This window comes from candidate division KSB1 bacterium (assembly GCA_034506255.1).
In the GTDB taxonomy this organism is placed as follows: domain Bacteria; phylum Zhuqueibacterota; class Zhuqueibacteria; order Zhuqueibacterales; family Zhuqueibacteraceae; genus Coneutiohabitans; species Coneutiohabitans thermophilus.
Genome location: JAPDPX010000004.1, coordinates 53,133 through 75,451, shown reverse-complemented (window position 1 = coordinate 75,451; position 22,319 = coordinate 53,133). Strand labels below are relative to the sequence as shown.

The 22,319-nt window shown below is 60.5% G+C and carries 9 protein-coding genes; 7 read left to right on the top strand and 2 right to left on the bottom strand.

Annotation, left to right across the window (positions count from 1 at the left end; translation table 11 throughout):
* Nucleotide 1 precedes the first annotated feature (1 nt).
* From ONB52_08910 to ONB52_08880, 7 genes are all read left to right on the top strand, one after another.
* Nucleotides 2-2,095, top strand: coding sequence for a hypothetical protein (locus ONB52_08910; protein ID MDZ7416264.1), 2,094 nt, complete (start codon nt 2-4; stop codon nt 2,093-2,095).
* A 123-nt stretch (nt 2,096-2,218) separates the two neighbouring features.
* A complete protein-coding gene (locus ONB52_08905) occupies nt 2,219-3,223 on the top strand; it encodes a PorV/PorQ family protein (protein ID MDZ7416263.1) in 1,005 nt (334 codons plus the stop codon).
* 39 nt (nt 3,224-3,262) lie between these two features.
* Nucleotides 3,263-4,513, top strand: coding sequence for an IPT/TIG domain-containing protein (locus ONB52_08900; protein MDZ7416262.1), 1,251 nt, complete (start codon nt 3,263-3,265; stop codon nt 4,511-4,513).
* A 233-nt stretch (nt 4,514-4,746) separates the two neighbouring features.
* Nucleotides 4,747-6,999 (top strand): T9SS type A sorting domain-containing protein, encoded by a 2,253-nt coding sequence (locus ONB52_08895; protein ID MDZ7416261.1) that lies wholly within the window; start codon nt 4,747-4,749, stop codon nt 6,997-6,999.
* Nucleotides 7,000-7,293: 294 nt separating this feature from the next.
* Nucleotides 7,294-7,929, top strand: a complete 636-nt coding sequence (locus tag ONB52_08890; protein MDZ7416260.1) for a hypothetical protein — start codon at nt 7,294-7,296, stop codon at nt 7,927-7,929.
* A 497-nt stretch (nt 7,930-8,426) separates the two neighbouring features.
* A complete protein-coding gene (locus ONB52_08885; protein MDZ7416259.1) occupies nt 8,427-9,407 on the top strand; it encodes a DUF4143 domain-containing protein in 981 nt (326 codons plus the stop codon).
* Between the two features lie 8 nt (nt 9,408-9,415).
* On the top strand, nt 9,416-11,779 hold the full coding sequence (locus tag ONB52_08880) for a family 10 glycosylhydrolase (protein ID MDZ7416258.1): 2,364 nt from the start codon (nt 9,416-9,418) through the stop codon (nt 11,777-11,779).
* Between the two features lie 233 nt (nt 11,780-12,012).
* Here the strand turns inward: ONB52_08880 and ONB52_08875 are convergent, their stop codons facing one another.
* Entirely contained in the window at nt 12,013-20,310 is an 8,298-nt protein-coding gene (locus ONB52_08875; protein ID MDZ7416257.1) for an Ig-like domain-containing protein, read from the bottom strand.
* A gap of 639 nt (nt 20,311-20,949) precedes the next feature.
* Nucleotides 20,950-22,167, bottom strand: coding sequence for an agmatine deiminase family protein (locus tag ONB52_08870; GenBank protein MDZ7416256.1), 1,218 nt, complete (start codon nt 22,165-22,167; stop codon nt 20,950-20,952).
* Between the last annotated feature and the right edge of the window lie 152 nt (nt 22,168-22,319).

The window sequence follows — 22,319 nt, the reverse complement described above, 5'->3', positions numbered from 1 at the left end:
AATGAAAACGATGTGTGAGATCAAGCACGTGCTGCGCTTTTGGGCTTGCCTTGCAATGCTGGCCTTTCTGCTGGCACCCGGCCCGGGCCTGGCGCAATTCCAGAACCGCTACATGGCCGCGGGCTCGCTGCACAGTTGGTTCTCCGCCATTGGCTGCGAGGTCGAGGTCGGCGGGCCGATCGGCAGCCAGCAGGATGGCATGCAATGGCCGGCGATCTATGCCTACCAGGACATGCAGGCGGCGCGTGGCCTGTGGATCGGCGCGGTGAACTTCACCGATGAACGCGGTACGACCTATCCCTACAAAGTCGTGCACGTCGGCCCGCGGGTCAGCGGCGCCAACGAATTCTTTCCGGTGCAATTCAAAATGATCAGCCGCTTTGCCCCGCCGGAGGTTTATGTCGACGGCGAATTGTCATATGACAAACCGGTGGACAACGACGAAGTTGACCCCAACCTGGTGCCCGACCGCATGCTGGTGGTGGTGGTCAATTGCCAGCTCGGCATCACCATGACGCGCAAGATCATGCAATTCAGCCAGGATTATCATGACAACTACTTCGTCTACGACTACACCTTCACCAACACCGGCAACACCGACGGCGACCCGGAAATCGAGCTGCCCAACACCACACTGGAGGGCGTCTACTTCTATTTTCAGTATCGCAACTCGGTCTGCGCCGCCACCCGCTATGTCATCGGCAATGCCACCGGCTGGGGCATCAACGCCATGAATGACGCACGCGGTGACGGCATCAAGCCCGATCCACCGGGCGAAAATTTCCGCGCGCAATTCACCTGGCATGGCAAGTATCCGCCCTTCACGCGCTACGACAACATCGGCGGGCCGATCTGGGCGCCCGGTTCCGGGGTGGGCACCACGGAAGCGGACACCACCGGCCGGCTGGGCGCGACCCAGTTCATCGGGGTGGTGACGCTGCACGCCGATCGCTCCGCCACCGATCAAACCGATGATCCCGGCCAGCCCTCCACCACCAGCCATGAGGACTCGGACGCGCCGCTGCAATCCAACAATGATGCCTTCAACATTCCCAAGATGACTTTGGAATATGGCTGGATGTCGAAAGGGCACCAGCCACGGCATGCCGACCGGGTGGAGCCGAGCGGCAATTTCATCGAGCCCACGGGTGATCCCTCCCTGGGCACAACCGGCGGTTTTTCGTTTGCCAATGGTTACGGCCCCTACACCCTGCGTCCCGGCGAGAGTATTCACATCGTGATGGCGGAAGGCGCCTCGGGCATCAGCCGCGAGCGCCAGGAAACCATCGGCCGGCTGTACAAACGCGGGCAAATCACGGCACGGGAGAAAAACATCTGGGTCATGTCCGGCCGGGATTCGCTGTTTCAGACGTTTCGGCGCGCTCTCGCCAACTTCAATTCCGGCTACGCCATTCCCCGGCCGCCGCTGCCTCCCAAGTCGGTCAATATCGAAAGCGGCGGTGACCGCATTGTCGTGTCCTGGGAAACCTATCAAGACAATGACCCCAAGCTGGCGGGGTTCGAGATTTACCGCGCCGCCGGCTCGAAAGACAGCACCCACGTCCTGATTCACACCGCCGGACCGAACGAACGGCGCTATGCCGACACTTCGCCGATTCGCGGCCGCGACTACTACTACTACGTCGTTGCGGTCGGCAAACCGGAGGACAACACCGGTGCAGGCTTGACACCACGCGGGGCCTTGCGCAGCAACCGCTACTACACGCAGACCTACAACGCGGCCAATCTCAAACGCCAGGCCGGCCCGGCGATTACGAGCAGTGATGTCAATGAAGCGGGCGCGATTCGCGTGGTGCCCAATCCCTATCACATTTCCGCACCGCGGGGCTCGCTGCGCTTTGATCAGCCGAATCAGATCAAGTTCTTCAACATCCCCGGCCAGTGCACCATCCGCATCTTCACGGAAAGCGGCGAATTGATCCATACCATCGAGCATAGCGACGGCAGCGGCGACGCGGCGTGGAATTCCATCACCTCCTCCAATCAAGTCATCGTCAGTGGCTTGTATCTCGCCGTGGTCACCGACAAAGTCACCGGCAAAAGCTCGGTGGTGAAATTCGTCGTGGTGCGCTGAAGCCTGCATGGCTGGCGATGACGCCCGGGGAAAAACGCCCGGGCGGCGGGTGCAGCCGCGGGGTCCCGAGTTTGAGATGCCTTCGATTGCTTGCATGAACCACTAAGCCCCACAGGTGGATCGATGAAAAAAAGAATTGCTGTCCGGCAACTGAGCTGTTTGCTGGTGGCGCTGGCGGTCGCGCCGGGATTGAGCCAGCAACAAAAGCTGGCGCAAACCGGCCTGAAATTCCTGACGGTGGCCACTGACGCGCGTGCCACCGCCATGGGCGAGGCTACGGCCACGATGACCGGCTCTTCCGCCGCACTGTTTTTCAATCCCGCCGGCATCGCGCGTTTGCCTACCAAAGTGGACATTGCCCTGGGCCGGGTGGAATGGATCGCCGACATCAACTATTCGTACGGCAGCCTGGCCTTCAACCCCGGCGACGGGCAATACGGAGTGTTCGGCGTGAGCTTCCTGTCGGTCGACTACGGCGAGGTCTATGGCACCATCCGCGCCGACAATGAGGCCGGTTTTCTGGACACCGGCACCTTCCGGCCCACGGCCTTGTCCGTCGGGCTGGGCTATGCCAAAGCGCTCACCGACAAGTTTTCGGTGGGCGGCAACGTGCGCTTCGTCAAGCAGGATCTCAAGACCGCCATCATCGGTTTTGGCAGCGACGGCAGCCAGATCACCACGGCAAACAAGGTGGACGTCCTGGCTTTCGATCTCGGTATCATCTATCGCACCGGTTTCAAGAGCCTGGACTTCGGCATGAACGTGCGCAATTTTTCCGAAGAGATCAAATATCAGGACGAGACTTTTCAACTGCCCCTGATCTTCGCAATCGGGCTCTCCATGAATGCCATGGATCTGCTGACGGACGCGCACTCGCCACATGATTTCGTGCTCGCCGTGGAAGCGACGCATCCGCGCGATTATCCCGAGCAGGTCAAATTGGGTGGCGAATACGTGTTTCTCAACGCCTTTGCCCTGCGCGCCGGCTACCTCTTTCCCAGTGATGAACACCACTTCAGCGTGGGCGCCGGTTTTCGCAAGGGCAACCATCTGGCGCTGGACTATGCCTACACACCCTTCGGCCTGTTCGACCAAGTCCATCGCTTCTCGGTGAAATTTGCCTACTGAAGGGCTTTGTGACCGTGTTCAAATAGCAATGGGACGACGATGAGTAGAGCGATTCTTTTTTCCACTGCCGGAAAGCTGCTGGCCATCCTGCCCGTCGGCCTGCTGCTCGGCGCTTTCATGGCCGGCTGCGAGGAGGAACCCACTCCCAGCCTGTTCGATCCGAACTATGTCAGCCGGCCGGCGCCGGTGATCACCAGTGTCACCCCGCCGGATACCTTTGCCGGCATCGGCATTGTCACTATCAACGGCCAAAACTTCTCGCCGGTCAAGGAGGAAAACCTGGTTTATTTCGACGCCACCGTCGCCACTGTGCTGGAGGCTTCGGCGACACAACTGCGGGTGAGGGCGCCGAATCTGCCCAGGGACAACATCAAACTGAGGATCGCAGTGTTGCATGCCGACAAGTTCAGCAACACCGTTTCGTACCGACTGCTGGAGGCGGTGAGCGAGGTCAAAGTGTTTGACAAAGCCGAAGTGCCGTGGTCGGTGACGTTTGATGCGCAGGGCAATGCCTATGTCTCGTTTGTCAACAACAATGTCAGCAGCCAGTCCGGCGTGGCGAAGTTCACCCCGGAGGGCACGCGCAGCAGCTTTTCCCCCAAACCCACCGGCACACCGACGCGCTATACTTCGCTCAAAGTCGGGCCGGGCGGCTTTCTCTATGGCCTGACGTTGGAACGCCGCATCATTCAGATTCCGGCGGCCGGCGGCAACCCCACCAATTGGGTGGTGCTGCCCACCACGACCACGCGGCTTTATGACATGGATTTCGACCGCGAGGGCAACCTGTGGCTGGCAGGCAACAACCCGGAGATTTATCGCGTCCGGCAGGACAAGAACGTGCGCAGCTTCCCCTTTGTGGCCAATGTGCGGTCGGTGCGCGTTTTCAACGACCATCTTTATCTCGCCGGGAATCGTGACGGCGCCGAGAAGGTCTGGCGCTTCGCCATCGTGTCGGCTGACCAATTGGGTCCGGAGGAGGAGTATTTCAATTTCTCGGCTTCACCCTTCGGTGCCGCGGGTGCCGGCGTCTATGCGATTACCTTTGCGGCGGACGGCGACTTGTATATCGGCACGGATGCGCCGGAGGCCATGGTGGTGGTTCATCCCAACCGGACGGCGGAGGCACTTTATCCCGGCTTGCTTCGGCCCAAAAGCCTGAGCTTCGGCTGGGATAACGGCACGTTTCTTTATGTCATCCGGGAAGCCGTTGGCAGCAGCACACAGGCCCTGCTCAAGGTCAACCTGGTGAAAAAGAGCGCGCCGTATTACGGCCGGGGAGACAACTAACGCTCTGCTACCGTGATTTCGTAACCCTGCCCCCTGGTGGGGCATTGCTCCAGCCTGTGAGTTGATTGGCATCAACAGCGATCCCCAAGGGATCGGGACTACAAAGGGCGGCCCGCTAGGGAGCAAGGTGTCTATGCAATCAGGAAAGGAGGCTGAGCAAGAAAGAACGTTTGCTGCGTCTGATAATTCTTCATCAGTATCCATCCAATTCATCTTCGTGAAGGGAGAAAGCTATGTCTAAATGGCTATCAGCCTTGGTTGTCGTCCTCGCGCTGGCGGCAACCAGCAGCCAGGCGCAATGGAAATTCGCCGGCAATTTTCCTAATGACAATTTCAAAGGCAGTTCGGGCGGACACGGCATCGCGGTCGACCCCGACGGCAAGGTCTGGGTGCAGTTCTTCGGTGTCAGTGACAGCATCACCACCGCGGCTGGCACCAAAAGAGCCACGCGCGCGATCTATGTCTTCAACCCCGATGGCAGCCCGGCACCGTTCTCACCGATCAAAACCCTGACGATTGGCAGCGTAACCGACACGCTGTTCAACAGCGCCCGCGGCCTGCGCACTGACCATGAAGGCAACATTCTGGCGGCCCATTTCGATGCACTTTATCGCATCAACTACAAGACCGGCGCCGGCATGGCCAAAGTGGTGCCGACAACGGGCGTCACGCTCACCGCACCCGCCGTCGATGCCCAGGGCAACGTCTTCACCGCGCCCGTCGTACCACCGAACGCCATCAAGATCTTCGACAAGGATTTCAATTTCCTGGGCAACGCTGTGGATAGTTCCAAGGGCTTCTCGCGCAGCTTTGAAGTCTCTAAAGATGGCAACACCATCTACTGGTGCGGTTACACCAATCACGCCGTTTACAAGTACACCCGCCCGGATGAATTCTCCGCCTTCGCTGTCACCGACACCCTGTTGAAGGGCTTTGACTGCGAATCCGTGGTGTGGGACCCGACCGGCACACTGCTTTGGTTCAGTGCCGGCTCCTACAACGACCTGCCCAACCGTTTCCCCGGCGCCACCACCTACTGGAAACCCAACACCTGGTACGCCTACGACCCGGTGAACAACAAAGTGGTGGATGAGATCGAGTGGAAGTTGAACACGCCGGCAAATGTCAACGAGCGGCCGCGCGGCATCGCCTTCAGCCCGGATGGCAACACCGCCTACGTGACTTGCTTCGGCGCCAGCAATTATCCGATCGTGCAGAAGTTCGAACGCCTGCAAAGCAGTTTCCCGGCCACCTCGAAAAGCAATTTCCCAAACGACAACTTCAAGGGCTTTTCGGGCGGACACGGCGTTGCGGTTGACCCCGATGGCAAAGTCTGGGTGCAATTCTTCGGCGCCAGTGACAGCATTACCACCGCGGCCGGCACCAAAAGAGCCACGCGCGCGATCTATGTCTTCAACCCCGATGGCAGCCCGGCACCGTTCTCACCGATCAAAACCCTGACGATTGGCAGCGTAACCGACACGCTGTTCAACAGCGCCCGCGGCCTGCGCACTGACCATGAAGGCAACATTCTGGCGGCCCATTTCGATGCACTTTATCGCATCAACTACAAGACCGGCGCCGGCATGGCCAAAGTGGTGCCGACAACGGGCGTCACGCTCACCGCACCCGCCGTCGATGCCCAGGGCAACGTCTTCACCGCGCCCGTCGTACCACCGAACGCCATCAAGATCTTCGACAAGGATTTCAACTTCCTGGGCAACGCCGTGGATAGTTCCAAGGGCTTCTCGCGCAGCTTTGAAGTCTCTAAAGATGGCAACACCATCTACTGGTGCGGTTACACCAATCACGCCGTTTACAAGTACACCCGCCCGGATGAATTCTCAGCCTTCGCTGTCACCGACACCCTGTTGAAGGGCTTTGACAGCGAATCCGTGGTGTGGGATCCCAACGGCACCCAGCTCTGGTTCAGCGCCGGCTCTTACAATGATCTACCCAATCGTTTCCCGGGCGCGACGACTTTCTGGAAGCCGAATGTTTGGTATGCCTATGATCCGGCGACCAAGGAAATCGTTGATTGGATCGAATGGCAGTTCAACACTCCCGCGAATGCCAACGAGCGGCCGCGCGGCATTGCCTTCAGCCCGAATCGCAACATCGCCTACGTGCTCTGCTTCGGCGCCAGCGACTATCCAATCGTGCAGAAGTTCATGCGTGTGGGCACCAGCGTGGAAGGCCGGGAAAGCAACTGGGCCTATGTGCAAACCTTCCAGTTGTTCCAGAATTATCCAAACCCATTCAACCCGCAGACCACGATCCCCTTCAGTCTGCAAAAGCAGGGGCGCGTGCAAGTGGTGGTGTTCGACATGATGGGCCGCCAGGTCGCCACTCTGGTCGATCAGATGATGGCGCCCGGCAACCACAACTTGACCTTCGATGCCACCGGCCTGGCCACCGGCACCTACTACTATCGCCTGAAATTCGAGAACGAAGTTCTCACCAAGCGCATGCTGTTCGTGAAATAGCGAGGCGATAGAAAGCAATTCAGGCCTTACCCAAGGGCGCGAGGGGAATCCCCCCGCGCCCTTTTCGTTGTTGCATTGAGGCGCTTGCTTTTGCGCGGTGATCTGCCTACTATTGTTCAGATCATTGCGTAGATTCTCTGGCCCGCATGTATCCTTTGGCTGTTAAAGGCCTGTCACCGGCACGCTTCCAGCAGGATCGCGCGAGCCGCCGCAACTCGCCACGCAAGCAGGCACAGGAAAACGTTGGGCTGGCAACGCTCAGTTGGCAATCAAGCAATGGAGGCTTGCATCGCCATGATGCAACACTACAACACCATCATCCAGGTCGAATTTGAGCGGCCGCGCGTCATCCCGCCACAACCGCCGCATGAAGAACCCCGGCTGGCACTGGGGTATTTTCAGCAGTTCTTCAGCACGGAAGCATCAGTCAAGAAATCAAAGGACTTGATTCGCGACCATCTCCGGCACGAAGAGTCCGAGGCCAGCGCCGACAATCTGCGTTTCAGCCGGATGGCGACAATAGAGGATCGGGAAAGCCTGGAAAGACTCATGGCACAGGGCAAAACGAAACGTGCCAGCCACAAACGTAGTGACCGAGGTGAGACCGGCATCTGGTATATCGGAGAAAAAAGCTACTACACCAACCCGGAAGAGAGCGCGGCGCTGGCCCTCATCGCAGAGATGGAAACGAACGAGGAAGACGACTGGCCGGGCTACGACGGGCGATGCCAAGCCTGTGATGCCTACGGTCGCGTGGACGACATGTCTTTGTGTGACGAGTGCGCGGGGAAATTCGAGCGCGATATGATCCGCCAACGCCAATGGGACTACAGTGCCTCCGCCTTTGCACTGCCGGTGGAATTCCGGGAGGGGCTGCGCAGTGAAATCATCAGAAAATTATGCTGGGCAAGGAGGTTGCCACGCTCGTGAACAAGCATTTGTCTGCGGGTGCTCACAAGGTCACGTTCGATGCCTCGCGGCTTGCCGCGGGTGTTTACACCTACGAAATGACCTCCAACGGTGTAAAGTTGGCAAAAAGAATGAGCCTGCTAAAATAACGAGGTGGCACGGAGTCTTCAAACGTAATCCCGGGGCGCGGAGAAATTCTTCCGCGCCCTTTTTGTTGCTGCATTGGGGGTGCTTGCTTTTGCGCGCGCATCTGCCTATTTTTACCCGGCTCATTGAGTAAATTTTCAAGCCATCATGCATCCTTCTGATTATCAAAGGCCTGTCGCCGGCACACTTCTGACAAGATTGCGCGAGCCGCGGCGCTTTATCCAGGTGCTCACCGGTCCGCGGCAAGTCGGCAAAACCACAGTTGCACAGCAAGTGCTGCAAAGCTGGGGGGGACCGCGCATTACGCCACCGCCGATTTAACCGCACCGCCGGATTCATTTTGGATTGAGCAACAGTGGCAGCGCGCGCGTTTGCAGACGCAAACCGGCCATCCCGTCCTGCTGGTTTTGGATGAAGTGCAAAAAATTACGCGCTGGTCGGAAACCGTCAAACGCTGCTGGGACGAGGACACCCTCGCGGGGCGTGATATTCGCGTTGTCATTTTGGGTTCTTCCGCGCTGCTCATGCAAACCGGATTGACCGAAAGCCTGGCCGGCCGTTTCGAGCAGTTGCATGCCACACACTGGTCCTGGCCCGAGTGTCGGGCGGCATTTGGCTGGAATCTCGACCAGTATTTGTATTTTGGCGGCTATCCCGGCGCTGCGGCTTTAATCACGGACGAGCGGCGCTGGGCGCAATATGTGCGGGAATCGTTGATCGAGACGACTTTGAGCAAAGACATTTTGTTGCCCACCCGCATCGAAAAACCGGCGCTGTTGCGTCAGCTTTTCGTCATGGCCACGGAATACGCCGGCCAGGTTGTTTCTTATCAAAAACTTTTGGAACAACTTCTGGATGCCGGCAACACCACCGCACTGGCGCATTATCAACATCTGCTGGAAAGCGCCGGGTTGATCAAAGGTTTGCAAAAGTGGCAAGGCACGCCATTGCGCCGGCGTGCCTCCAGTCCGAAATGGCTGGTTTTAAATAATGCTTTGCTGACGGCCACGGCGGGAGTGGGTTTTGCCACCTGGCGGCAGGATGCCGTACGCTGGGGACATTTGGTGGAGACGCCGGTGGGCGCACATCTGGTCAATAGCGCACTGGGCACGGGTGACGAAATTTATTATTGGCGCAATCATAAACACGAAGTCGATTTTGTGCTGCGGCAGGGAGAGCGTCTGCTTGGCATCGAGGTCAAAAGCGGACGGCGGCGACATTTTGAGGGTATGACTGCCTTTCAGCGGGCATTTGCGCCGGCCAAGACCCTGCTGGTCGGCCCGGATGGCATTGCGCTGGAGGAATTTCTGCAGCAGCCGGCGCGACATTGGCTTGACAACTTGAACTCTTGAGAGGTGCTATGAAAAAACCGCTATTGCTGTGCGCGATTGTATTGTTCATCAATGCTTTTTCTGTTTTGGCGCAGTTCCTCCCGCCCAAGCGAGAATTTCGCGGCGCCTGGATCGCCACGGTTATCAATCTCGACTGGCCCAGCTCGCCGTTCCTCACTCCCGCGGCACAGCGCGCCGAACTGGTGCGGCTGCTCGAGGAATTGCAAACCCATCACATCAATGCCGTGATCTTTCAGGTGCGTTCGGAGGCGGATGCCATGTACGCCTCCACGCTCGAGCCGTGGTCGTACTGGCTCACCGGCAGCCAGGGCACCCCGCCCTCGCCCTTCTATGATCCTCTGGAATTCGCGATTCAGGAGACACACCGGCGCGGCATGGAACTGCATGCCTGGTTCAATCCCTACCGCGTCTCGCGGGAAGTGGGCAATTATCCCAACGATCCCCGCCACCTCTCGGTGCAGCACCCGGAGTGGGTGATTCAAATCGGCACCATCAAATTTCTCGATCCCGGTCTGCCGCAGGTGCGCCAGCACATCACCAACGTGGTGATGGATGTGGTGAGCCGCTACGATGTTGACGGCGTGCACTTCGACGACTATTTCTATCCCTATCCGCCCAATCAAATCACCAATCAGGATGCCGCGACCTTTGCCAATTACAGCCGCGGCTTCACCAACCTCGGTGACTGGCGGCGCGACAATGTCAATCTGCTCATTCAAACGATTCATGACAGCATCCAGACGGTCAAGCCGCATGTGAAATTCGGCATGAGCCCGTTCGGGATCTGGAAAAACGGGGTGCCGCCCGGCATCACCGGCCTGGATGCCTACAGCACGATCTATTGCGACGCGCTGGCCTGGCTGCAGCGCCAAATTGTCGATTACATCACGCCGCAACTCTACTGGCCCTTTGGCGGCAGCCAGGATTACGGCAAGCTCATGCCATGGTGGGCGTCGCAGCGCAACGGCCGGCACTTCTATCCCGGCCAGGCCGTCTATCGCGCGGCAAACTGGCCGGCCAATGAAATCCCGCGGCAGGTGCGCGCCAACCGCGCCAATCCCGGCGTGCAGGGCAGCATTATGTTCCGTGCCTTGTACTTTCGCGAGAACAGCAAGGGTTTCGCCGACAGCCTGCGCACCAATCTCTTTCGGTATCACGCCCTGCCACCGGTGATGGCGTGGAAAGACAGCCTGCTGCCCAATGCGCCACAAAATCTGCGCTACGAACGGCTGGCGGGCGATGCACCGGCGGCACTGCGCTGGGACGCGCCCCCGCCCGCCGGCGATGGCGACACGGCCTCCCGCTACGTCGTTTATCATTTCAACACCTCCACCCTCACGGCCGGCGATCTCGAAGATCCCGCCAGGATCGCGACCGTGGTCGGTGAAAACGCCGCGATATTGCCCACGCCGACGGACAACGGACCGCATTACTATGTTGTGACCGCACTCGACCGCAATTTCAATGAGAGCGCAACGAGCAATGTGATTCAGGTGGTGCCGCCGCCGGCGCCGCTGCTGGCCCTGCCCGCCAACGGCGCGCGCGATCTGCCGCCGAGTGTCACGTTGAGCTGGTATTACCCCACGGCTGCGACGTCTTATCATGTGCAGGTTGCCGGCGACTCCAGCTTTGCGACCGCGTTGCTGGTCAATGAAACCGGGGTGGTGGATACCTTCAAAACGATCAGCGGGCTGGCGGGACAAAGCAGATACTTCTGGCGGGTGCGGGCGAGCAATGCCGGCGGAACCGGCCCCTTCTCGCCGGTTTTCAGCTTCTCCACGGGCTTCCCGGCAGCACCGTTACTGGTCTATCCGGCCAACAACACGGGGGAGATTGCGCGTGATCCGGTTCTGCAGTGGCGGCGTTCCGCCGCAGCGCATTCCTATGACCTGCAGGTCGCGCGCAGCCTGACTTTCGATTCGACCGCTTTGGTGGTCAATGAAAGCGGCCTGACCGACACCTCCTTCGCCGCCAGCGGCCTGGAGGCAAACCGCTTCTATTTCTGGCGCGTGCGGGCTGCGAATGCCATCGGTGTCAGCTTGTGGTCGGAAGTTTGGCGCTTCAAGACCGGCAGTGGCACGGTGGTGGCGGAAAATCCGGAGAGGCCGCAGCAATTCAGCCTGGCGCAGAACTATCCCAACCCGTTCAATCCGGTCACCATCATCGTGTTCAATCTGCCGGAGAACGGCACGGCGCGCCTGGCGGTCTACAACACGCTGGGACAGGAAATCGCGGTTTTGGTTGATGAGCATCTGGTTGCGGGTCGTCATGAAGTCACTTTCGACGGTTCGGCGCTGGCTTCGGGCGTTTATTTCTGCCGCCTGCGTTTCGGCGCGCAGGTGCTCACCAGGCGCATGTTGCTGACCAAGTAGAAGACAGGCGAGGAGAGGCATTCACTTCCATCGAAAATGCCGTCCGCGTCATGGCTTGGCCGTGGCAGCCTCCCCGCCCTTTCGCAAAACGCAACGCTTTGACAAGCCCGGCCCTGCCGGGGGGTGCGTCGTTGTCGGACGAATTGGAAAAACCGGGCTTCTGCCCAAAAAGAAAATCCCACCGCAGCCAAAGAGCGGTGGGATTTTCTTTTATTGTGAGAGGAGTCGGTCCGTTATTTGACCAGGGTCATGCGTTTCACCAACACCTGGCCGCCGGCTTCGAGACGGTAGTGATAAATGCCCGAGGGCACCGGCTTGCCGCGCTGGTCGCGGCCGTCCCACACTGCGGTATGATAACCGGCCGGCATGATGGTGTTCACCAGCTCGCGCACCTCCTGGCCGATCAGATTGTAAACCACCAGTTTGACCCGGGTGTTCTGCGGCAGTTGGTAGCGGATGTTGGTGGACGGGTTGAACGGGTTCGGATAGTTCTGTGCCAGATCGAGGCGTGACGGCGGCGCCACCATGATCTCCAGCGGGCCATGCACGGTAATGTTGCCGTTGAGATCGATGTCCTCGAGCTTGTAGAAATAGCGCGTGTTGACCTCGACGTCGGTGTCGAGGTAGGAATAGCGGCCATCCTGGCTCGGGGTGATGATCTGCAGATTGATGCTTTCATACCCGCCGTCCCGGCTGCGGCTGCGCAGCAGGTTGAAGCCGGCGTTGTTGGACTCGCTGCTGGTGACCCATTCCAGGCGCACGCCCCTGCCCTCCACTGCGGTGGCGCTGAAGGTTTCGAGCTGCACCGGCGTGCGGATGGTCCAGCGCGTGCGCACCGTGTCTTCCAGATCGAACACCCAGGCTTCCACCGCATTGAGTTTGATCTTGCTGTCAAACTCGAAGGTGTTGGTGATGGCGCTGGTCAGCTCGCCGTTCAAATACCAGCGGTAGCTCAACACGTCACCGTCGGGGTCAACCGCGTTGACGCGCATGGTGAGCCTGCCGCTCAGCACGGTGGTGTCCTGTGGCGCACCGGGCATGCCGGCCGGAATGCGGCTGACGATCACCGGTGGTTGGTTTTTGTTCGTCACTTCGATGACGACGATCTCCTCGTCCCGGCCGCCGCGCAAATCGCGCGCAAAGAAGCTGACTTCATAACGGCCGGCGCTGTTGAGATCGGTCTGCCAGGTGAAGATGCGCGTGCCGAGCGAGTCGAAAACCGCACCGGGCGGCAGATTGGCCGCGCTGTAACGTATGGCCTCGTTGTCGGCATCGGTCGCACTGATCACAAACTCGATGCGGTTGCCTTCCACAGCCTGCTGATCCGGCACATCGACGAGAATCGGGAAATTGTTGCCGGTCACGCCGGTGGCCCGGAATTCGATCGGCGAACCGCTCAGGCCGGTGCCGATGGCTTCCGCTTCATTGGCGCCGGGGCCCACGGTCCATGGCACTTGCGCGATCCCCTGGGCATTGGTCATGATCGTGGCCGCTGCCTGTCCGGCAAAATTACCGCCGCCTTTCTTCACCACATAGCTGATCGGCACGCCTGCAATCGGGTTGCCATGGATGTCGGTGACTTTCGTTTGCAGCGGAAAGTTCAACGGCAGGCCGGCGGTGCCGCTCTGGTTGTTGGTGCGCGCCACTGCCTGCATCCGGCTGGCAGTGCCCGGCGTTGCGGTCACCGTGAAGAACAGCGGCGAGTTGGCCAGGCCGTTGGCGCTTGCGCGGATCTTGCGCGGGCCGCTCACGCCATCGAAGGTGATCTGTGTCGAGGCAAAGCCGCCATTGGCGGTATTGATGAAGCCGTTGGAGAGCTGGCCGCCGCCCTGGATCAATTCGAAAATCACCGGCACCCCGTCGATGCCGTTGCTGTTGGCATCCACCACGCGCACCACCAGGGGCGTGGCCAGGGTTTGATTGACAGCACCGGCGGCGCCATTGCCGCTCACCTCGACCAGCGCGACGGGCCGACCGGTACGCGCCTGCGCCTGGAAATCCAGCGGCGAATTGTTGAGATTTGTCCCGCTGGCGCGCACAACATTCAAGCCGGCGCTCGGCCCGAGACGCCACACCACTTTCGCCAGGCCGAATTCATCGCTGCTCACGTTGGCCGTCTGGCCGCCGTTGACCTGGCCGCCGCCGAAGGTGACTTCAAATTTGATAGTCTTGCCGGCCACCGGACGATTGTCCTTGTCCACCACACCCACCACCAGCGGCTGCAGCAGCTCTTCCAGCACCACCCCGGTCTGGCCATTGCCGGAGATCAACTGCATGCTGCGCGCCGGATTGTTGACGGCATTGAGCACGAAGATGAGCGGCGAGTTGCGCAGACCGGTCGCGCTCGCGCGCACGCGGTTCTCGCCCACTGTCGGTCCGAGCACATACTGAATTGCCGCCACGCCGTTGCTGTCGGTCACCACCGGGCCCGGGCCGAGCAGCCGGCCTTCGCCCGCTTCAACGCTGAAAACCACCGTCACGTTGGGCACACCATTGTTGAATTGATCCGTCACCAGCACACTCAACGGTTCCAGCAGTGCGGTGTTGACGTTGCCGCTCTGGCTGTGGCCGCTGCGAATCGCCATTTGCGTGGCGGCCAGCGGCGTGAAGCGCACACTGGTGCCGGGCTTGATCTCATGCACGCCGTCCACTTTGGCCGTGATGATTTTGAGCTCGGCTTTGGTCGAGGCCAGCGAGCCGGTGGCGCGCCCCTGGGCGTCGGTCACGCCGGGCTGCTGTACGTTGTTGTCCGAGCCGGAGGCGAGGAGTTGCACCGGCTTGTTGGCGAGTGCATTGCCGAACTTGTCCTTCACGGTGACCGTGATGGTGGAACGGCTCTGGCCGTTGGCCGGCACCGGCCCGGAGGCGGTGATGGTCGAGGTCCGGGCACTGGGCAGGCCGGGTGTGGCCGCGGCTTTGAAGGTTGCCGGTGAGCCCTGCAGATTTTGCAGGCCGTCGTTGGCGCTGGCAGTCACCATCTGGCTGTCCGGCAGAATCGTGCTGCCGAGAATCCATGTTACCTCGGCAATGCCATTGGCATTGGTAACGACGGTGGTGTCGGCCAGACCTGTGGTGCTGAAGGTGCCATTGGCGATGCCGCTGGAGCGGAAGCGCACCGGATGGTCCTTGATGGGATTGCCCTGGCTGTCGAGCACGCGCACGCGCAGCGGATTGGCCAGCGGTTCGCCCGCCAACCCCTGTTGCCGGTTGCCGCCCGCGATCGCAAGCACGCGCGCCTTGCTGGGTGCGGCGGTGGCCACGAACAGCATGGGCGAGTTCTGCAGCTCGAGCGAGCCGTTGAAGGCGCGCGCGCGCACTTTGTTGTTGTACAGACCCGAGGTGGCGCCCAAAGTCAGCGTCACCTGCGCCCGCCCCTGATCGTTGGTGGTCACCGTGTCCCTGGTCACGCCGTCGAGATTGCCGCCGCCCTCCAGCACTTCAAAGATCACCTTTACTCCGAAGAGCGGATTGCCGGCACGGTCAGTGACCTGCACCACAAAAGGCTCGGGCAGGGGATTATTCACCACGCCGGAAAGGCTGTCGCCGTCGATCTTCTTCAGCACCGCGGGCGGGCCGACTTGTGCGCTCGCCTGGAAAATCTGCGGAGAACCCGGCAACGCGATCGCCGCCTGCGCCCGCACCTTGTTGTTGTTCGTGCCGATTTGCGAGCCCAGCGTCAGGCGCACCTGCGCCCGGCCGGTGGAATCCGTTCGCACGATGCTGCTGGTGCCGCCATTGTCGAGCCGGCCACCGCCCTCGATGACGGTGAACGTCACTTCCTGTTGCGGCACACCGTGGTTGAGCGTGTCCACCAGCATCACGCGGAAGGGATTGGCCAGCGTCTCGCCGGCAATCCCGGTTTGATTGTTGCCGCTGATCATCGCCATCTCTTTCAAGGCTGCCGCCCGCACCACGAAATTCTGCGGCGAGCCCTGCAGCGCCTGGCCGTTGAACTCGGCACTCGCCCGCACGCGGTTTTCACCACCGGTCAGCGGCCCGAGCACGAAGAGGGCGCGGGCTTCACCGTTGCCGTCGGTGCGAATCACGGCGGTGGACTGGCCGTTGATTGTGCCATTGCCCTGCTGCACTGTGAACGTCACCGATGCACCCGAGATGGCTTTATTGCCGGCATCGGTGATCTTCACCACCAAATTGCCGGGCGCCGGCGAGCCGGCCGTCCCCACCTGATTGTCACCCGAGACTTTGGCCAGCCTGGCCGGTGTGCCGATGCCAGCCGTGAAAACAATGGGACTGCCCGTCAAACCAGCGGCGCTGGCACGCACCTGATTGCTCACCGTTGCATTCGATCCCAGGGTGAGCACGACCTGCGCCAGGCCCTGGGCGTTGGTCACGAGGTTGGCCGTCGTCGCACCCGCAAGATTGCCACCACCCTGAATCACTTCAAACAACACCGTGCTGCCGGAAACCGGATTGCCGACGACATCCGTCACCTTCACCACAAAGGGTGCGCCCAACGGCTGGCCGGCCGTTCCCAATTGGTTGTTGCCGCTCACTTCGACCAGCCTGGCTGCCGCGCCCACCGTGGCTTGCGCCGTGAACACCACCGGTGAGCCGGACAAATCCGCACCGCTGGCGTTGCGCGCGCGCGCCCGCACTTGCTGCGTGCCAACGGTGTCGCCCAAAGTCCAATTCACCGCCAGACGGCCATCGGCACCGGTGTTGCGCACCACGCTGACGTCATCCACGCGGAATTTGCCACTATTCAACGTGCGGAAGAACAACTGGCGATTGGCGGCCGCCTGGTTGGTCGCCGTGACCAGGTAACGCCGCCATCCGCCGGCAGTGGCTTCCGCTGTCACATCGACGATGGTCTCCTGCTGATTGCCGGCGGCATCATTCATGCGCCAGGAAACACGCAGCACGCCGCTGTCCACCTTCGCCCAAAACGTCAGCGTATAGCTGGTGTTGGCGGCATACGAAATCACCTGCGAAATGCCCACGCCGTTGCGGTTGGCATTGACGAACACGCTGCGGCTGCCCGCATGCGGATTGCTGCTGTTGAGCCGAACTTCATCCGTGGTGGGATTGCCTTCCAGCGTCCATTGCGAGGGCAGACCATTGTTGCCCTTCTCGAAGCCGCTGTTCTCCACAAGATTGTGGCCGCTGGTCGTACCGCCACCGCGCATGGTCTCAAACTCGACCGGGAAACCCGCCACCGGCTGGCCGCCGGCATCCGCCACGCGCAGCACCAGGGGCGCCGGCAAAGTGCTGGCCACGGCACCCGTTTGATTCGATCCACTCACCAGCTCCGCAGCGCTTGCCACACCACTGCTGGTCTGCGCGGTGAATTCAAAACGCTGGCTGGTGAAGGCCGCCGCCGCTTCGACTTTGTTCTGACTGCTGCCGTTGCCAGGCGCGAAATCAACTTCCACCCTGCCGGTGGAATCACTGATGACGCGATAGCTTGAAAGCTGGCCGGTGCCTTCCGTCACCACCCACGACACCCGGCCGTCCGCAGTGGGATTGCCAAAGCTGTCCGTCACCACCACGGTAAAGGGCTGTGCCAAAAACTGCCCGGCGGGACCGGACTGTCCACTGCCGCCGGGCTGCACCAAACCACCCGGGAAACCCGGTTTTGCGGTCAAGTGGAACACCGCCGGCACCAGAGCACCGAATTGCGCCTCCACTTTGACGGGACCCGCCAGGGTGCCGAGCACGACTTCCGTGCTGGCTATGCCGTTTTCATCCGTGCGGCTGCCGCCTTCTTCCTTGCCCTGCGGAATGTAGCTCGCATCCCGCGTGATCAAAAACTTGTCGAGTCGGGCGCGGTCAAAGCGGCCCTCGACCACGAGGGTATGCTGGCCCGCCGCCCATTCGAAAGTCTTGGGATCAAATTGAGGATTGGAGGGGTTGCCCGTGCCGCGCTCGCTGAGCAAATCCCACTTCCAGGTGTTGGAACGCTGGCCTTGAAAAACGTCGTAGACGAACGGCGCGCCGCCATCGACCCTCACCGTCCAGGAATTGGCGCCGCTCTCCCCGGGCGTGAGATTGCGTGCCCAAATGTAGTAGGTGCCGCTCACTGGAATATTGAAAGTGTACACCGCCGAGCCGGCGTCATTCTGCGGCACCGGATACACCAGATATTTGCCGCCGGAGGCCTCGGGATCATCCTGCACCACCAACGGCGCGGTGATTTGTCCCGATTCCGCCTCGAGGCGGATGTTGTTGTCCGCGCGGCTGAAACTGGCCTGGCCGAGCGTCGCGGTGAAGTTGACCTCCGCGCCCGGCACGGGATTGTCAAAGCTGTCGTACAGCGAAACCTTCAGGGGATTCGCCAGCTTCTGCCGGACCCGCGCCGTTTGCTTGTCGCCACTCACCACCAGCAGTTTCGCCGGTGACCCTGGTTGCACGCCGACTTCAAACTGCGTGAGGGCGTTCTCCGCGCCCAGCGTGCTTTCCAGCACGAAACCGGAGTAGGAACCGTTCTCCCGCTTGTTGGGATCAGAGAGCGTGCGGTCAAACACACCATTGATGTAAACATCGAAGAAATGCGCGGCGGCCTCCCTGCGGATGATGACTTTCATCTCGCTGCCCGCCTGAGTATTCGGGCCGAAGGCAGTGCCCTCATCGAGTATGGTCACCAGATTGCCGTTCTGCATGTGCCACAGCCGCGTCTTGCCGCGCTCGTTCGAATGCTGGATCATGTAGCCGTTGGGCCGGGTGGTGAAGCTGTCCGCCAGTACCAGCACACCGGAAAAATTCGCGCCGTAGACCGTGGCATTCTGGCCCCACACTATGCTGACTTCCTGCGCATTGCGGCCGAGTTTGAACACCGCCGGCGTCCAAATGTCGATGGTGGCCGTATGCTGCACTTCGTTGTTGATGATTTGCAGGCGCGCATCTGCCGCCCAGTTGGCGCCCAGGCTCGGACCGGGCCGGTCAAAGGTGTCGCTGCTCAGGGTCAGGACAGTGGTCGTCACTTCCACGACATTGGACAGCGCGGAAGTGTTGCCGATTTCATCCGAACTTTTCAGGGCAAAATAGTAGCGTGTGCCGCTGCGCAATCCGCTCACCGTGACCGTCTCGATACTGCCCGCCGGCTTGGGATTGCCCAGACCCGCCACCGGCGTGGCGCTGTTGAAATTGGCCTCGGTGATCAACGAAGTCGCGTAACGCAAATCATAGGAACGCGCCGTGCCGGTGTTGCCATCATCGCCGGGCGCAGTCCAGCGCAATTCCACGCTTGTGGAAGTCACAGTGGTGGTGGACAAATCCGACACAAAGGCCGGCGGCGTCGCGTCGGTCTGCTTGTAGAGATGAAAATCATCCACGCCGTCGCTGGTGTTGCCGTGCACCATCATGCCGGCATAGGTGGTCACCGCGTTGCCCTGCAATTTGGCGGGATCATCCACCACGGCATCGAGCTGATCATTCAGATAAACGACAAAGTGATGTCCGCCGGCATCGCTGTGCCATTCCACCCGCAGCCGGTCGCCTGCCTGTGGCGGCGGCGTCACGTTGCCGGCCACAGTTGCCACGCTCACGCCCGGCAGGCCATTCACGATCGTAAACAACCGCACGCTGGTCTCATTGCGCAACAACAGATAACCGCTGGCATCGGTGGCTGCCCTGTCCAGCAACAGGGCCACGCCGGTGAAATAACGGCCTTCGGCATTGGAAAGACTGCCGTAGGTGAATTCCAAAACATTGGGGTTGGTGATGACATTGGGAATGGCAAGATGATTGTCCCAGGCGTCGACCGTCGCGGTATTGACCAATTGATTGCTTTGCACCTGGAAAGCGGGGTGTGCCGTCCAGTTGGCACTCAACACGCCGCCGTTGAAATCATCGGCAAAATCATCGACACCGGGCTGGTAGCCCTGAATGGCATTGAAGAACTCGGTCGCCATCAGCTCATAGCCGCTGTCATTGGGATGCAGGTTGTCGGCCATGAGCGTGGTTTCCCAGTTGGGATCGGCGACCAGGCGGCTGTGATTGTCCACCAGCACCAGCTTGTGCCCGGCGGCGACTTTGTCGCTCACCAGCGCCGGCAAAAGAGCATTGAGCTGCTCCGTGGCCGTCTCCTTTGCCGCATTGTCCTTGCGCGGCACCACAGTGGAAAGATACGTTTGTATGGCGGGGTTGTAGGCGTGAATCGCATCCAGGATCGCGGCGATGTCGTCACGCACCTGCGCCGGCGTATCCCCCTGTGAGATGTCATTGGTGCCGACCTCCAGCAGCACGTAATCCGGGTTGTGCTGCGTGAGATAGGCGGTCACATCCAGTTGTTCCGCGCGAAAGCCGCTGTGCCCCTCGTGCTCGGTGTCGGAAAATCCGCTGCCATCCTGCAGCGAGCCGACGAAATCAAACGAGACACCGGCATTGCCCAGGAGGTTGAAGAGATAGTAACGATACCCGGCACTGTGGGAAGAACCGACGCCCTCGGTGATGGAGTTGCCCAGTGGCATGATCCTGGTTTGCGCGTGCCCCGCGCCGAAACCAAAGCCTGCCACCATCACACCCAACCACCACACCCGCCGCAGCCATTGCTGGGAATTCATTGCTGACATGTTGCCATCGCCTGAAAATTTTTATTCATGTCTGTGCCGCTCTGTTTTGAAGAACGGCAGAGCGGCCGCCAATCCTGTGCGCAATAACGCCGACGCCGGGCGCAAAGCATATGCCACTGCCGCGTCGCAGCGACACGGTCATGACAAGACTCGAATTATCAAATCATTGACCTGTGCCAAAACGGCTTGTAATGTGGCGGACTCTGTGTTTTCGGCGAACATCTGTTTCAGGATTGAACAAGACTTATGGCAGGAATGGCAGGCAAAATCAGGAAGGGGAAAAACGGGGAGTTGTTCGCAGGGAATCGTGGGAAGCAATCATCCGCGCCCTTCCCGGATAGCCGGGAGGGCAAAACAATCCCATCCTGTCTGTTCGAAATATTCCAACCCCGGCAGAGCCGGGTTTCCTCCAAGCCGGATGTCATAAAGACTCCGGGGATTTTGAGGGAGCCGCCGGGCCCGTGCAAAAACAGTCGTTGCAAAGTCAGCGACTGCGGCAGGCCACCCAATCCGATCTGTCATGCCCGGCAACGGCTTGCCATGGCATCCCACGGGTTTTCACAAAATGCAAGCATTGACAACCGCGGCCGGCCAACCTGGGAACCTCTCCGCATGAATAAAGAGACAGAGCCCCAAGCCTCACCGGCGAAATTCCAACGTCAGGCAATGCGGCCCGGAATTGCCGTAACCCAGCAGGGCGCCGCCGCGCACGGCAAAGACCGGTTTGCCGGAGGCCGCCGACAGGGTATCGCGCGCGAGCTGATCCAGGCTGGCGATGCCATAAACCGGCATGAGCACGCCCTTCTCCCACACCAGGCAGTTGGCATAACACAGCATGGGCAAGCCACCGGCCTTCCTGCTCGCCACCGTGCCGGCGGTGCCCGGCCAAAAAGGCACTCGCACGACTTTGAATCCGCGCCGGCGCAAGGCGGCGGCGATGCGATCATCCCAGTGATATTCCGGCTCGGCCAGCACGGCGGTGCGAAAAGCGCCGGGTTTGGCCAGCTCGGTGAGAATCTGCAATTTTTCCTGCAACAGCGCCGGCAGAATCAAATACGGCCGCGGCAGGGTTTGAAAACGAAATGTATTGCCCGCGGCTTTGACTTCGAGATTGTGGCCGGAAGCGGCAAACTCCACCGCCCACTGCGCCAGGATGCGTCTTTCTTGTGCCGCGTTGAGCGCCAGCAGGCGAGCACGCGCCAGCTCATCATCCCCAACGGCGATCACAGTTTCAGAAAGCGGCATGACCAGCAGATCGAGATGAAAAGGGTCGGGCGGCGGCGGGGAGGGCAGGGGGAGAAACGGGCCCTGTAAAAAGCTGGCAAGCGCCAGCGTATCCAGCCGGTCGGGGCACAGCACCAAATTGCCGAGCGGAATCAGGTTGGCGCCGGTAAAAGGCACCGTTGCCCGGGTCTGCCGCAGGCCATAGCTTTCATCCAGCGCGGTGAAAATTGCGCGCAAGCGATGGTTGTCCGAGGGGCTGATCCACAGCGTGCCATGACTGTCCACCAGCGCCTGGTCGCGCGGCCACGGGCCGTAGGCGCTGGCGTCCTGCACGAATTGCAGCCGAGGCCGGCCATGGCGGTCGCGGCCCAAACCGCCACGCGTCAGACTGGCAGTGAACACACGAAAGGATTCCGATCCCGGTGCAAACTGGCTGAGAATGACTGCCTCCGCCTCGGGCAGCGCCGTGAGAATATCCGCCAGCGACAACACCCCCATTTCCGCGGACCAGGTGTAAACCAGCAGCAGCTTTTTGATCTCGCCGGCGTGCGCACTTTGCAGCCGAATTTTGGCCTGTGCCAGAGAAGGCCTGGAGCCAGCCAGCGTCAGGAGCAAGGCCGGCAGCAGAAGCATCACGGGCAGGGCGCGATGGTTTTGTGATGCGGCAGGATTCACAGGGTGACAGACAGACCGGGTTCACGATATGATTTGACAGCGCTCGCCGTCATTATCAAAGACTCCGAGAAAGTTCCAGTCTCGGCTGAGCCCAGGCTTCTCAGATTTCA